The 13,379-nt window shown below is 73.0% G+C and carries 7 protein-coding genes; 2 read left to right on the top strand and 5 right to left on the bottom strand.

Annotated elements, in window-relative coordinates:
* The first annotated feature begins 439 nt into the window (after positions 1 to 439).
* A complete protein-coding gene (locus tag PV789_RS13265; protein ID WP_274977713.1) occupies positions 440 to 3,622 on the top strand; it encodes an AfsR/SARP family transcriptional regulator in 3,183 nt (1,060 codons plus the stop codon).
* Between the two features lie 592 nt (positions 3,623 to 4,214).
* Positions 4,215 to 6,341 (top strand): AAA family ATPase, encoded by a 2,127-nt coding sequence (locus PV789_RS13260; RefSeq protein WP_274977712.1) that lies wholly within the window; start codon positions 4,215 to 4,217, stop codon positions 6,339 to 6,341.
* A 735-nt stretch (positions 6,342 to 7,076) separates the two neighbouring features.
* Here PV789_RS13260 and PV789_RS13255 read toward each other — a convergent pair.
* The 5 genes from PV789_RS13255 to PV789_RS13235 all read right to left on the bottom strand — a co-directional run bounded on the left by PV789_RS13255 (position 7,077) and on the right by PV789_RS13235 (position 13,375).
* Positions 7,077 to 8,312: a hypothetical protein gene (locus PV789_RS13255; protein ID WP_274977711.1), complete on the bottom strand. Its 1,236-nt coding sequence runs from the start codon at positions 8,310 to 8,312 to the stop codon at positions 7,077 to 7,079.
* A gap of 132 nt (positions 8,313 to 8,444) precedes the next feature.
* Positions 8,445 to 9,578 carry an ABC transporter permease gene (locus PV789_RS13250; protein ID WP_274977710.1) on the bottom strand — a complete coding sequence of 378 codons (1,134 nt, stop codon included), beginning with the start codon at positions 9,576 to 9,578 and terminating at the stop codon, positions 8,445 to 8,447.
* On the bottom strand, positions 9,575 to 10,537 hold the full coding sequence (locus tag PV789_RS13245; RefSeq protein WP_274977709.1) for an ABC transporter permease: 963 nt from the start codon (positions 10,535 to 10,537) through the stop codon (positions 9,575 to 9,577). Before PV789_RS13245 ends, PV789_RS13250 begins: the two co-directional genes overlap by 4 nt.
* The gene (locus PV789_RS13240; protein WP_274977708.1) at positions 10,534 to 12,273 is read right to left on the bottom strand and encodes a sugar ABC transporter ATP-binding protein; all 1,740 of its coding nucleotides are present in this window, start codon (positions 12,271 to 12,273) and stop codon (positions 10,534 to 10,536) included. The genes PV789_RS13245 and PV789_RS13240 overlap by 4 nt, the downstream gene beginning before the upstream one ends.
* Positions 12,263 to 13,375 (bottom strand): ABC transporter substrate-binding protein, encoded by a 1,113-nt coding sequence (locus PV789_RS13235; RefSeq protein WP_274977707.1) that lies wholly within the window; start codon positions 13,373 to 13,375, stop codon positions 12,263 to 12,265. The genes PV789_RS13240 and PV789_RS13235 overlap by 11 nt, the downstream gene beginning before the upstream one ends.
* Between the last annotated feature and the right edge of the window lie 4 nt (positions 13,376 to 13,379).

Genomic DNA, 13,379 nt, shown 5'->3' with positions numbered 1-13,379 from the left:
ACACCGGTGCGGCACGGCCGCGCCGCACGGGAAAGGCGGGACCGGTGAAGCCCGGAGGGTGACCGGTGGTTCGGCGGAGCGTGCGCCGCGGGCACGCGACCGACCGCCCCCGGTTCGCACCACCGCCGCGCACGCGAACTCCGGAAAAGGAGACTCGCGCAGCGGTTCCGCAGCGCACGGCAGACCCCCGGCAGGCCGCTCACCAGCATGCCTTCCGGCGGAAGGGACAGGAACACCCACCGCCATACGGGCACTCAGAAACCACACAAAACACCCCAGACAACATTCGATATCGCCAAAAATTACTTTCACCAGAAAATGCACGTGCATAATATCGAGCACCATTACAAAGGGGGCGAAAGAAGTTTCAACAATCCCAGAAGGGCACACATATACGCGAGAGCGATAAACGGGGGCACTTCCCAACAAGGATCCGCCGGTGAGACTCTGCGTTCTGGGTTCCATCCATCTGAGCAGCGAAGGACGCCAGGTCGCCCCGACCACCGGCAAGGAGCGCGCGCTCCTTGCCGCCCTGGCGCTGACCAGCCCGGCACGGCTGCCCCTGCGGGAGTTGGCCGACCGGCTCTGGAACGGCTCTCCCCCGGAGGGCTACCGCAGCACACTGCACACCTACGTCACCCGTCTGCGGGGAAAGTTGGAGTCGGCGGGGCTGGACCGCACCGTCCTCACCCACACCGCCGAGGGCTACCTGCTGCGCCTGCCCGCACAGGCGCTGGACTGGGAGCGCTTCCGGGGCCTGCGCTCACGCGCCCGCGCCCTGCACCAGGCGGGCCGGTCAGCCGAGGCGCGCACGGCCCTGGAGGAGGCGCTGGCGCTGTGGAAGGGACCGCCCCTGGCGGGCGTGGGCGGGCGCTGGGTCGAGCAGTTGCGTGTGGCCATGGAACGCTCCCACCAGGACGCACTGGCGGTGTGGGCATCGCTGGCCATGGCCGAGGGCGACCACGCGGAGGCGGTGGAGGTCCTGGGTTCGGCACTGGTCTCCTACCCCGTCAACGAGTCCCTGCACGGCCACCTCCTGCACGGGCTGCACGCCCTGGGCCGGACCGCCGACGCCCTCGCGGCCTACCAGCGGCTGCGGGAGCGGCTGTCGGATGAGCTGGGCGTGGACCCCTCCCCTGCGCTGCGGCGTCGGTTCGAACTGCTGCTGCGGGCCACCGCCGGTCCGGCGGGGGGTAGTGGGTCGGACGGGAACGGCGGGTCGGACGGGGACTGTGGGCCACAGGCCCCACCGCCCGCGACCGGGAGGACGCGCACGATCGTGGACAACCTGGCGCGCGATCCCCGGCACTTCCGGGGACGCACCGCGCAGACGCGCCTGCTCTGCTCGCGGCTTCGGGAGACGGAGTACGGGTTCGCGCACCTGTGGGTCGTCTGCGGGATGGCGGGGGTGGGCAAGAGCCAGTTGAGCCTGCACGTGGCCCACCGCGTCAAGGACCTCTACCCCGACGCGCGGCTGTCGGTGGACCTGCGCGGGCATGACGAGCGGGCCGCTCCGCTGAGCGCGGAGGAGGCGCTCACCGAACTCATGCGCCTGCTGCGCGTGCCGGTGCCGCCCACCGTGCTGAGTCTGGCCGAACGCGTCGCGCTGTGGCGCGAGCACACGCGTTCGATGCGCCTGCTGCTCCTTCTGGAGGACGCAGCCAGCGCCGAACAGGTCCTTCCCCTGCTCCCCAGCGGAACCCGGTGCGCCGTCGTGGTCACCAGCCGCTTCTTCCTCCCTGAAGTGGAGGGCGCCGACCACCTGCCGCTCGGACTCCCCTCCGACGACGAGTGCGCCGAGATGTTCACCGCCGCCCTCGACCGGCCGTGGGGCGAGGAGGAGGCCGACACCCTCGCCGAGATCATCGAACGGTGCGACAGGCTGCCGATAGCCGTCGGGCTGGTGGCGAACCTGGCCCAGTTCCATCCGTCGTGGTCGCCGCACGACCTGCTGCACCGGCTGCCCTCGCCCTCCCACCCGGGGTTGAACGCCTTCCGGGTGGGGGGTCGGGACCTCTCACGCATCTTCGACGTGTCCGTGGACGCCATGGACCCGAGGGCCCGTGACGCCTTCCTCCTGCTGGGTCTGCACCCCACCCGCGGTATGGACGGGCGGGTGGCGGCGGCGCTGGTCGGCCCCGACGAGCACGCTTCACGGCAGGCCCTCGTGGACCTGGTGAGCGCCCATCTGCTGAACGAGCCCGAACCCGACCGCTTCGAGATGCACGCGCTTCTCCAGGTCCACGCCCGCCACCGCGCGCGCGACGGCCTGTCGCCGGAGCGGGCCCAGGCGGCCAGGCGGAGGATGCACGCGGCCTACCTGTCGCTGACGGGCCGGGCCGACCACGCCCTGCACCCGCACCGGCCCGGACGCGATGACCACGAGCCGTCCCCGACCGGGGAACCGTGGCCGGAGGACAGGGCCATGGCGTGGTTCCGGCGCGAACTGGCGACCGTGCTCACCGTGGTGGCGGAGGCGGACCGGCACGGCGCGGACCGTACGGCGCTGCGGCTGGCGCGGGTGCTGTGCGACCACATGGACGCGCACGGCCCCTGGTCCGAGGCGGTCGCCCTGCACACCGCCATGGTGGAGTGGGCGGGCGAGCGGGGGGAGGACCGCGAGCGGGCCAGGGCCCACTTCGACCTGGCGCGCGCCCTTCTGCGCGTGGGAGCGCTGGAACGCGCCGGGGAGCACAGTCGTTCGGCCCATGAGCGGTGGTCCGAGGCCGGGGACCCGCTGGGACGGGCGTGGGCCGTGGCCCAGCGGGCGATGATCTCCTACGTCGCCAACGACTACGCCGAAAGCCGGGTCCTCGTCGAACGGGCACTGGAGACGTTCGAGGCGCGCGGACACCGCCCCGGCATAGTGTTCTGCCTGCGTGTGCGCGGACTGTGCCACTTCGCGGTGAGCGCGTCCCACGAGGCGATCACGGACTTCAGTGACGCGGCGACCCTGCTGGAACACTCACAGGACCAGCAGTTGCTCATGGAGACGCAACTGAACCTGGCGGGCGCACTCCAACAACTGGGGTACCACCACCAGTCCTGGACTCTGTGCGAGAAGGTCCTGGTGATCGCCCGTAGACGCGGTGATAAGCGCAGAGCCGCGGTCGCCCTGACGAACATGGGCGAGGTGTCACTACATCGGGGGCAGCCGAAGCGAGCGGCATCATGTCTGCGTGAAGCGTTGGAGATTCTCGAACCCTTCGGAGACCCCCGGGCCAAGAGCACGATTCTGACGAATCTGGGCGCAGCACACGCCGAAGCCGACCAACCAGACCAAGCTCGCCTTTGCTTCCACCGCAGCCTGGCAGCACATGGGTTCGTCACGCCCACGGTGAAGACTGAGGCGCTGCTCGGCCTTGCCCGGATCGAGGAAAAAGCCGGACGTCACACCGATGCCGGGACCTATCTGCGGCAGGCTTCCTCGACAGCACAGCAGCACGGTCTGCGCAGGGAGCACGCAGAGGCTCTACTCGCTCTGGGCCAGCATCTCGGCGCCCAAAGCAAGGCGAGTGAGGCGTGTACATACCTGCGCCAGGCGGCAGAGATATTCGAGGTGCTTCAGGCGCCGGAGGCCCAGATCGCTCGATCGTTGCTCGACACCCTGACAGCCAGGTAACGGACCGGCCTTTCCTGACACGCACGCCTGCCGTTATCGATAGCATTTGGCATGCTCGGCACCTGCCCGGTGAGTGTTCACCGTTCTGCGTGCTTATAGCACGGTAAGTGGCGGGACGTCCAGTGCCCCTGGAACGTCCCGCCCTTCACTGCATCACCAGAGTGGACCCCTAGCAGCGCTGTCTAGACGACGCAAGAGTCACAAAGGAAGTATGCAATGAAGTCTCTTATTGTACTCGCATTTTCGGTTTTCCTGGCGGGAGCCTGGCTGGTGATTTGGAGCACTCCCCTTATCCCCGCAGCGACATCCGCCTAACCCCCTAGGCGCATTCGACGAGGGGCCCGCCGCTCACAGCGACGGGCCCCTCGTAGTGCACCAAACCGTGTCCCCACTGGCCATGACCTCGCATTCTTGCATAAGCGCACGCATTAGCACGTGCACATGCAAGACACAAACTCCGACCAGAACCCCCCAGAACGATCAACAAGTTGCCCTCCAAAGAAATAAATTCAACACTGGTTGGAGAGGACTGAAACCCGGCTCACCAGGAGCCCCTTACACACCATTTGTCACAGGTGTTTTAGGAGACCACGTGGACTCCCCCGGTCACACCTCCCCGCCCGCCGACCCAAGCACCCGGACCAACACCGTGCGCGGCGACATCAGCGGAACCGCCGTCCAGGTCGGCTCGCTCCACGGGGACGTGAACCTGCACCTGGCGCCCGCGGCCGACCGCGTCCCCCGCCAACTCCCCGCCGCGCCCGCCGTCTTCGTGGACCGGCCCCGCCCGATGCAGGCGCTGGAGGCGGCCGTGTCGCACGCCCACGCCCGGGGCCGCCACGCGCTGGTGGTGATCACGGGGTCGGCGGGGGTGGGCAAGTCCGCCCTGGCGGCGGAGTTCCTGCGCGCGCACCCGGAACTGGGCGGCGGCGGGCAGCTGTTCGTGGACCTGCACGGCTTCTCCCCCGGGCCGCCCGCCGACCCCCACGACGTGCTGGACGTGCTGCTCCGCGCCGTGGGCGTGCAGATCGGGACGGCACCGGCGGACCTCGCCACACGCGCGGCCTGGTGGAGGTCGGCCACCGCGCACGCGCCCGTAGCGCTGCTGTTGGACAACGCCCTGTCCGCGGCCCAGGTCCGCACCCTGCTGCCCGGGGGAGACCGCGGCACGGTCGTGGTCACCACGCGCCTGCGGCTGGCCGGACTGCGCCTGGACGGCGGGCAGTTCGTCGACCTGCCGCCGATGACGGGGGCCGAGGGCGTGGCCCTGCTCTCCGAGCTCAGCGGCCGCTCCCCCGCCGGAGAGGCCGACCGGGAGGCCATGCACGGCGTCGTCTCCCTGTGTTCGGCGCTGCCGGTGGCCGTGTGCACGGTCGCCGTCGACCACGGCACCCGCAGCCGGACCTGGCGGGACACCGAGCGGCGCCTGCGCTCCGCTCCCCGTCGGCTCGACCACCTGGACGCCGCGAGCAGGGAAATGGGTATGGACGTGTCCGTGCGCAACGCCTTCGATCTGTCCTACGCCTCCCTGTCGGACTTTCCCGCCCTGCTCTACCGGCGTCTGGCCTGGCACCCGGGCCCCGACGTCACCGGTGAGCTGGCCGCCCGCCTCACCGGCCGCCCGGTGGCCGAGTGCGAGGCGGGGCTGGCCGCCCTGACCCGCCACCACCTGCTGACCGAGCACAGCTCCGAACGCTTCGCCTTCCACGATCTGCTGCGCCTGCACGCCGCGGAGAAGGCCGAGGCCGAGGAGGAGTCCGGCGCCCGCCGCCGGTCGCTGACGCGGCTGGTGTCCGGGTACGCCGACCTGGCGGTGTCGGCCGACGCCGTGCTGCGGCCCTACGCGGGCAACCGGGCGGTGCCGGGCTCCCCCTTCACCGACGCCGCGCAGGCCACGGCCTGGCTCGACCGGGAGCGCGACAACCTCGCCGCCCTGGCCGAACTGGCGCCGGAGCTGGGAGCGCACGAGCACGTGTCGCGCCTGCTGGACGGCCTGTGGTCGCTGTTCCTGCACCACGGCCGGGCGCGGTTGTGGCTGCGTGCCGCCGCGCCCGTGCTCGGGGAGCCCTCGGCCGGACTGGAGGAGACGACGGTCGCGCGGCTGCTGAACAACCGCGCGCTCGTGCACAGCCACCTCTCCCGTGTCGAGGAGGCGATGGCCGACCTGGACGCCGCCGAACGGGTCTGGCGGCGCCACGGGGATCTGGAACGCCTGGCCCAGACCCAGCAGCGCCGGGGCACCGTGGCCTTCCAGAACAACCTCCCCGGACAGGCCGCCGACCACCTCGCCCGGGCGGTGGCGACGGACGAGCGGACCGGGGTCGCCCACAACCTGGCCATCAGCCTGTTCATGCTCGGCCGGGCCCGCCACGCCCTCGGGGAGCTCGACCCGGCCCGTCTGGCCCTGGAGCGCGCGCTCCCCCTCCTGGACGGGGACGCCTACAACCAGGCCCGGACCCGGATCGTCCTGGGCACCGTCCTCGCCGCCATGGGGGAGTTCGCCTCCGCCTCGGAGGAACTGGAGCGGGCGCTGGAGGTGATGCGCGAGCGCGGTTCGGCCTCCGGCCAGGTCAAGGCCCTGGAGGCGATCGGGGAACTCGCCGAACGCCGAGGGGAGCCCGGCCGGGCCCGCGAGGCCTACGAGGGGGCGGTGGAGCTGCTGCCGCCCACGGACCCGGCCAGACTGCGTGTGGAGGGACGCCTGGAGGCGTTGGGATGACCCCGTCACCGCGCACGTACACCTCGTGGACGTGCGGCCGTCCCGGGACCGGGGCGCGTTCCGGAGCGGGGCCGCCGTCCGCGCCGGTCCCGGGCCGTGGGGGGACGGTCGGGTTCCGCGCGGGTCTGAGCACGGTGTCGGGCAGCGCCGTCAGGTCGCGACCGCCGACCAGCCACGCGTACACCAGGACCGCGGCCGCGGCCGTCCCCCACGGGTGCGCGCCGTGCTCGGCGCGACCGGCGCGGGCGAGCGGCGTGACCAGGACGAGCCCCCACGGGGTGGTCAGGACGCCCCGGCCGTCGGGGCCGTGCACGGCGGCCACAAGGCAGCCCGGGTGGGCGCGCAGCAGGGCGCGCCCCGCCTCCTCCGGCGAGGGGTCCGCGTGCCCGCAGCGGCACAGGAGGACGTCGGCGATGTCCGGCCGGTCGGCCGGGCGGCACGGGTCCGCGACGAGGGGTGTGTCCGGTCCGGCGGGGAGGTTCTCCCAGGACGGGTCGGGGGCGCCCGGCACCACGAGGACGCGCTCCCGGGACGGGTCGGGAGCTCCCGTCCCCGGGGGAAGGCGCTCCGGGTACGGGTCGGGAGCCCCCGTTTCCTCGGGAAGGCGCTCCGGGAACGGGGCGGGAGCCGCCATACCCGGGGGAAGGCGCCCCCGGGACGGGTCTGCGGTGAAGGCGTGCTCCCCGGGCTCGGCGGCGGCCTTCCGCCCGCCCCCTGCCGGGGAGGCCTCCGGGGTCACGCCGCCCACCCGCGCATGTCCCAGCCCAGCGGACGCAGCGGGCGCGCGGCGGGCAGGATGTCGGGTTCGTCCAGCCCCAGGACCTCGTAGAGCACCGTGCGCGTGCGCTGGGCGAAGCGGCCGGGGTGGGAGGTGATCCGCGCGGCCACGGCGCGCAGCGCCTCCCGCTCGGCCGCCCCCACGGAGCTCAGGGCGCGGCCCACGAGCGGTGCCTCACCGCGCACGGCCGGAAGGGTGCGCAGGACCTGCCCCATGGGCGAGGCCGTGTCCACGTCCGCCCGCCCGTCGTCGGCCACCAGCACCGGCCGTCCGGTCAGGGTGGCGTAGACGGTGGTGGAGCCGTGGTCCCCCACCACCGCGTCGGCGGCGGCCAGGGCGCTGGCCCATTCGGCGTCGACCGGCACCACCTCCAGCCCCTGGGCGATGAGCGGGCCCAGCCACTGGTGCACCTGCCAGTCGCCGTGGGCGGCCCACACGTTCGGGTGCACGAGCAGACCGACCCGGCAGGACGCGGAGACCGCCTCCACGACCAGGCGTTCGAGGAGGGGCCGCCGCGACCCCAGCAGCGACGAGCGCCCCCAGGTGGAGGCGGCCACCACCCACGCGTCGTCGGGGCCCAGGCCGAGCTGGGACCGGCACCACGGGCGCCGCTCCAGGGAGGCCAGGATCCGGTCCGCGGCGGCGTCCCCCACGACACGGGCGCCGCCGACCGCCTCGGGGCACGCGGAGGCCAGGCGCAGGGCCTCGTCGTCGTGGGCGAGCGCGATCCGCTCCGCGATCAGGCGGCCGTCCCGGACCAGGGCTTCGCGTCCCAGGCCGTAGGTGGCGCGGGCGAGCGCGCCCTGTCCGCCCGTATGGGCGGGGGTGAGCTTGTTGAAGCCGACGCCGTGCGCGAACAGCACCACGGGCGCGTGGACCCGGTCCAGGACGCGGCTGGCGCTGGCCGCCAGGGCCAGGTCGAAGCGGGTGTTGACCGCCTGCTGCCAGGGCACCGCCACGACCCCGGCCCGCGCCAGCCAGGCGGGGAGCCCGGCCCCGAACACCTGGTCGGGCGCGGCCGTGAAGACCACCTGCACGCGCGGGTCGGAGGCCACGGTCGCCACCGGGTCCATCAGCCGCTGCGCGTCGGCGACCGTGCACGCCACGGCCAGAACGCGGCGGCACCCGCCCCAGGTGGTCCACCGCCCCGCGTCCATCCCGATCGGCGCGCGGGCCCATTCCGAGTTCCCCATCGAAGCTCCCTCCCAGCTGGTTCCGCACGGGTGCGGCCGTCACCGTGAGGATGGGAGGGCGGACTCGACACACCGCTGGACGGCGCGCTGGACGGCCTCGGACGCGGTACTGGACCGCGGGCGCGACCGGGGTCACTCCCGCTGGTGCCTCCCGCTGAGGTGGTTCTGCGCCAGCACCACCACGACCAGGAACGCCCCGCTGACCACCTGCTGGTAGGCGGAGGTCAGGCCGCTGACGGCGTTGATGATGTTCTGGATGACGGCGAGCAGCAGCACGCCCGCGAGCGAGCCGGAGACGAACCCGTAGCCCCCGGCGAGCAGGGTTCCGCCGATGACCACGGCGGAGATGGCATCCAGTTCGATCCCGATGCCGAAGATGGTCACGCCCGACCCCAGCCAGAACGCGTTGAGCGTGCCCGCGAGCCCGGCGGTCAGGCCCGACAGCGTGTACACCGCGGTCTTGGTGCGCGCCACCGGCACGCCCATCAGCGCGGCCGCGTCCTCGTTGCCGCCCACGGCGTAGACGTTCTGGCCCGCACGGGTCCGGCGCAGCACCAGTCCGCCGACCGCGAACAGCACGGCCACCAGCAGCACCGGGTAGCCGATCCCGGCGATCCGCCCCTGCACGAGCGGGGTCAGCACCAGCCCGTCGGGCACCAGGTAGGTCCGCGTGCCCTCGGCCGAGACCGCGAGCATCAGCCCCCACGCTCCCAGCATCGTCGCCAGTGTGACGATGAACGGCGCCAGCCGCGCCCGCGCGACCAGCACCCCGTTGAGCAGGCCGATCAGCCCGCACACCGCCAGGGGCAGGGCCAGGGCCGCCGGGGTGCCGAACTGCGCGGCCCAGGCCGCCAGCACACCGGCCAGCGCGAACACGGTGCCCACCGACAGGTCGATGCCGCCGGTGATGATCACGAAGGTCATGCCCAGGGCGATGATCGCCGGGAAGGCCGCGCCGACCGCGATGTGGTTGAGGTTGCCCACGGCCAGGAAGCCGTCCAGGGCCAGGGCGGCTCCCGCGAGCACCACCAGCAGCACCACGAGCGCGCCGTGGCGCTGGGCGAACTCCGCCGCCGCTCCCCCGCCCCGACCGACGGCACCGCCCCGGCCACCGGCCCCGGTCCGACCGCCCGTGGGCCCGGGGCGCCGCGTACGCCGCGCGGCCGGGCGCACCGCTCCCCCGCCCAGGCCCGCACCCGTGCCGTCGCCCGCGGACCTCGGGTCCGCGTCGGTGCCGTGCACACCCGTGCCGTTCGCGGTCGTCACTTCCTCCCCCTCTCCCGGGCCACGTACACGGCCGCGATGATCACCGCCGTCTGCGCGATCTGCGTCCACGAGGGCGGCAGGTCGTGCTTGATCAGCGTCGAGACGAGCAACTGCATCAGCACCGCGCCCGCGACGGTCCCGGCCACGCGCACCCGGCCGCCCGACAGCGGCGTGCCGCCCACGACCACCGCCGTGATGGCGGACAGCTCGATGAGCTGGCCGATGGAGTTGGGGTCGCTCGCCTGCAACCGCGCCGTGGCCAGCACCCCGGCCACGGCCGCGAACAGGCCGCACAGCACGTAGACCGCCAGCAGCGTGCCGCGCACCGGCAGACCCGACAGCTCGCTCGCCCGCCGGTTGCCGCCGACGGCCACGATGCGGCGGCCGAACGCGGTGCGCCGCACCGTGAAGGCGACCGCCGCCACCAGCACGGCCGCGACCCACACCAGGTAGGGCACGCCCAGGAGGTCGCCGGAGCCCAGCGCGCGGATGCCGGGGTTGCGGATACCTTCCAGCTGCGGCAGCAGCACCAGCGACAACCCCCGAGCGCCGATCATCAGCGCCAGTGTCGCGACGATGGCCTGCACCCCGGCCAAGGCGACCAGCGCGCCGTTGACCGCGCCGACGGCCGCGCCCGCCACCAGTGCCGCGAGGACGGCCGCCACCGGGCCGTAGCCCAGGTACAACGAGATCACCGCCGCCGCTACGGCCATCACCGAGCCCACCGACAGGTCGATGCCGCCGGTGGCGATGACCAGCGCCATCCCCAGCGCGATGATCAGCACCGGCGTGACCTGCACGGCCTGGGTGCGGAAGTTCTCCACCGACAGGAAGTGCGGGGTGAAGGCGATGTTGAACAGCACGACGGCGGCCACACCCGCGTAGACGCCGTACTCCTGGAGCCACGCGATGACGCGGGTGCGGTCGGGGAGCGCGGAACGCGCGTCGAGGGTGGTCATGGCCCCTCCCTCCCGACCGGGCCGCCCTGTTCCGCCGCGGCGGCGTCCCCGGGCGCGCCCGGGGCTCCTCCGTCCACCGGGTCCGGGGCCCGCCCACCCGACGGGTCCCGTGCGCCGGGCTCCGGCTGTCCGGTTCCGTGGGCCTCCTGTTGCCCTCCCGTCTCCCCGGCCTCCGCGATGGCGGCCATGAGGGCGCCCTCGCTGACCTGGTCGCCGGTCAGCTCGCCGACCACGGCGCCGTCCCTGAGCACCACCACGCGGTCGGCCCCCTCGATCAGCTCCTCCAGGTCCGAGGAGATGAGCATGACGCCCAGGCCCTCGGCGGCCAGTTCGTCCACGAGCCGCTGCACCTCGGCCTTGGCGCCGACGTCGATGCCGCGCGTGGGCTCGTCCAGCAGCAGCACCCTGGGGTTGAGCGCGAGCCAGCGCGCCAGCAGCACCTTCTGCTGGTTGCCGCCCGAGAGCTCGGCCACCTTCTGCCGGGTTCCGGCCGACCTGATGCGCAGCCGCTCGACGAAGACGTCCACGACGCGGTCGACGCGCCGCTCCGACACCAGACCGAACCGGGTCAGGCGCGGCATCACGGCCAACGCGATGTTCTCGCGCACCGACAGTTCGGGAATGATGCCCTCGCCCTTGCGGTCCTCGGGCAGCATGCTGACACCGGCCCGGACCGCCGCGGCCGCCGAGCGCCGTCGCAGCGGCACCCCGGCCACGGTGACGCGCCCGGTGTGCAGCGGCAGCGTCCCGGCGATGGCGCGCGCGGTCTCGGTGCGACCCGAGCCGAGCAGCCCGCCCAGCCCCAGCACCTCGCCGGGGTGGATGCTGAGCGACACGTCGTGCAGGTGCCTCCGGTCGCCGAGGCCCTCGGCGACCAGCACCGGTTCCCGGGCCCGTTCCCCGCGCCCGCCCGCGGATGTGGTGGCGCCCTGCCTGCGCTGGCCCTGCTCCATCTCGCGACCCAGCATCAACGAGACCAGCCGCAGCCGTTCCAGACCGGCCATGGGGCCGGTGTGCACCACGCGGCCGTCGCGCAGCACGGTCACCCGGTCGCAGACGCGGTACAGCTCGTCGAGCCGGTGGCTGACGTAGACGAGGGTGATGCCGCGTTCGCGCAGGCGGTCGATGACCGAGAACAGCGTCTCGACCTCGCGTGGCTCCAGCGAGGACGTGGGCTCGTCCATGATCACCACCCGCGCGTCGGCCACGACGGCGCGCGCCAGCGCCACCATCTGGCGGGCGCCCATGGACAGCTCCCGCAGAGGGCGTCCGACGTCGACCTCCACCCCGTAGCCGCGCAGGATCCGTTCCGCCTCGCCGTGCATGCGGGTGAAGTCGATCAGCCCGAGGCGGCGCGGTTCGCGGCCCAGGAACAGGTTGCGCGCCACGCTCAGCAGCGGGATGAGGTTGACCTCCTGGTAAATGGTCGAGATCCCGGCCCGCTGCGCGCGCAGCGGGGTCTCGAAGCGCACCGGGCGGCCCCGGTGGCGCACCTCCCCTCCGTCGGGGGCGTGCACGCCGGTGAGCACCTTGATCAGCGTGGACTTGCCCGCGCCGTTCTCCCCGACCAGGGCGTGCACCTCGCCGGGCCACAGGTCGAAGTCGACCCCGTCCAGGGCCAGGACTCCGGGGAAGCGCTTGGTCAGCCCGCGCGTGCGCAGGACCGGCTGCCCCTCCGGGGCGGAGGGGCCGCGCGCCGCGCCGCCCCCGCCCGCGTCCGGGGCGCTAGTAGGCATTGGACAGCTCCGACTCGGCGTTGGACTCGTCGTACTCCCGGTCGGCGATGACCAGCTCGACCGCGACCTCCTGGCCCGAGCCGAAGGCCTGGGCGGCGTCGAAGGCCAGCGGTCCGAAGCGAGGGTTGGACTCGATCACGGCGTGGATCCAGCCGTCGACGATGTTCTGCACCGCCTCCCGGGTGCCGTCGACCGTCACGATCGCGACCTCGCCGGGCTCGCGGCCCGCGCCGCGCAGCGCGGTGACGGCTCCGATGCCCATCTCGTCGTTCTCGGCGTAGATCCCGTCGATGTCGGGCTCGGACTGGATGAGCTGCTCGGTGACCGACTGGCCGCCCTCGCGGGTGAACTCGCCGGTCTGCTCGAAGACGATCTCGATGCCGGGCGCCTCCGCTGCGATGCGCTCGGTGAAGCCCTGGGTCCGCTCGGTCGTGACGTTGTTCCCGGCGGTGCCGAGCAGGATGGCGACCTTGCCCTCGCCGCCCAGGGCCTCGATCATCTGGTCGGCGGCGCGGCGGCCCTGCTCGACGAAGTCCGAGCCGATGAAGGTGACGTAGTCCCGGCAGGGATCGCCGTTGATCTGGCGGTCGATGGTGATGATGGGGATCTGTTCGCGCTGGGCCTCGGCGAGCACCGGCTCCCACCCGTCGGAGTTGAGCGGGGCGATGACGAGCAGCTCCGCGCCCTGGGAGATCAGGCCCTGCACGTCGCTGATCTGCTGGGCGAAGTCGGACTGGGCGTTGGCGGTGAGCAGTTCGACGCCGCGTTCCTCGGCCTCGGCCTCGATGGAGGCCGTCTCGGTGATGCGGAACGGGTTGGACTCGGCCTCGGACTGGGAGAAGCCCACCGTCGTGTCGGCGAGGTCGAACTCCTCGCCGCCGTACTGGCCGACGGTGCAGGTCTCCTCGCTCCCGGCCGCGTCGTCGAGCACCTGTGCCTGGGCGGAGGGGTCGCCGGAGGACTGCGCGGACCCGGCCGCCTCGTCCTCGCCGCGCGCGCAGGAGGTGGCCGCCAGGGTCAGCGCGGCGCAGGTGAGCGCGCTGAGGACCAGTACCGGTCGGCGCGGGGGGTTCGCGGCCCGGTCGAAGGGTTGTGCCGTCATGTGC

Origin of the sequence: Nocardiopsis camelliae, assembly GCF_028993595.1 — a bacterium.
Taxonomy (GTDB): domain Bacteria; phylum Actinomycetota; class Actinomycetes; order Streptosporangiales; family Streptosporangiaceae; genus Nocardiopsis; species Nocardiopsis dassonvillei.
This window is presented reverse-complemented; position numbering and strand designations above follow the sequence as displayed.

Bases quoted from the DNA above. Each gene is read 5' to 3' on its own strand.
- PV789_RS13255 (WP_274977711.1), bottom strand. From the start codon at position 8,312: ATGGGGAACTCGGAATGGGCCCGCGCGCCGATCGGGATGGACGCGGGG.
- PV789_RS13245 (WP_274977709.1), bottom strand. From the start codon at position 10,537: ATGACCACCCTCGACGCGCGTTCCGCGCTCCCCGACCGCACCCGCGTC.
- PV789_RS13240 (WP_274977708.1), bottom strand. From the start codon at position 12,273: ATGCCTACTAGCGCCCCGGACGCGGGCGGGGGCGGCGCGGCGCGCGGC.
- PV789_RS13235 (WP_274977707.1), bottom strand. From the start codon at position 13,375: ATGACGGCACAACCCTTCGACCGGGCCGCGAACCCCCCGCGCCGACCG.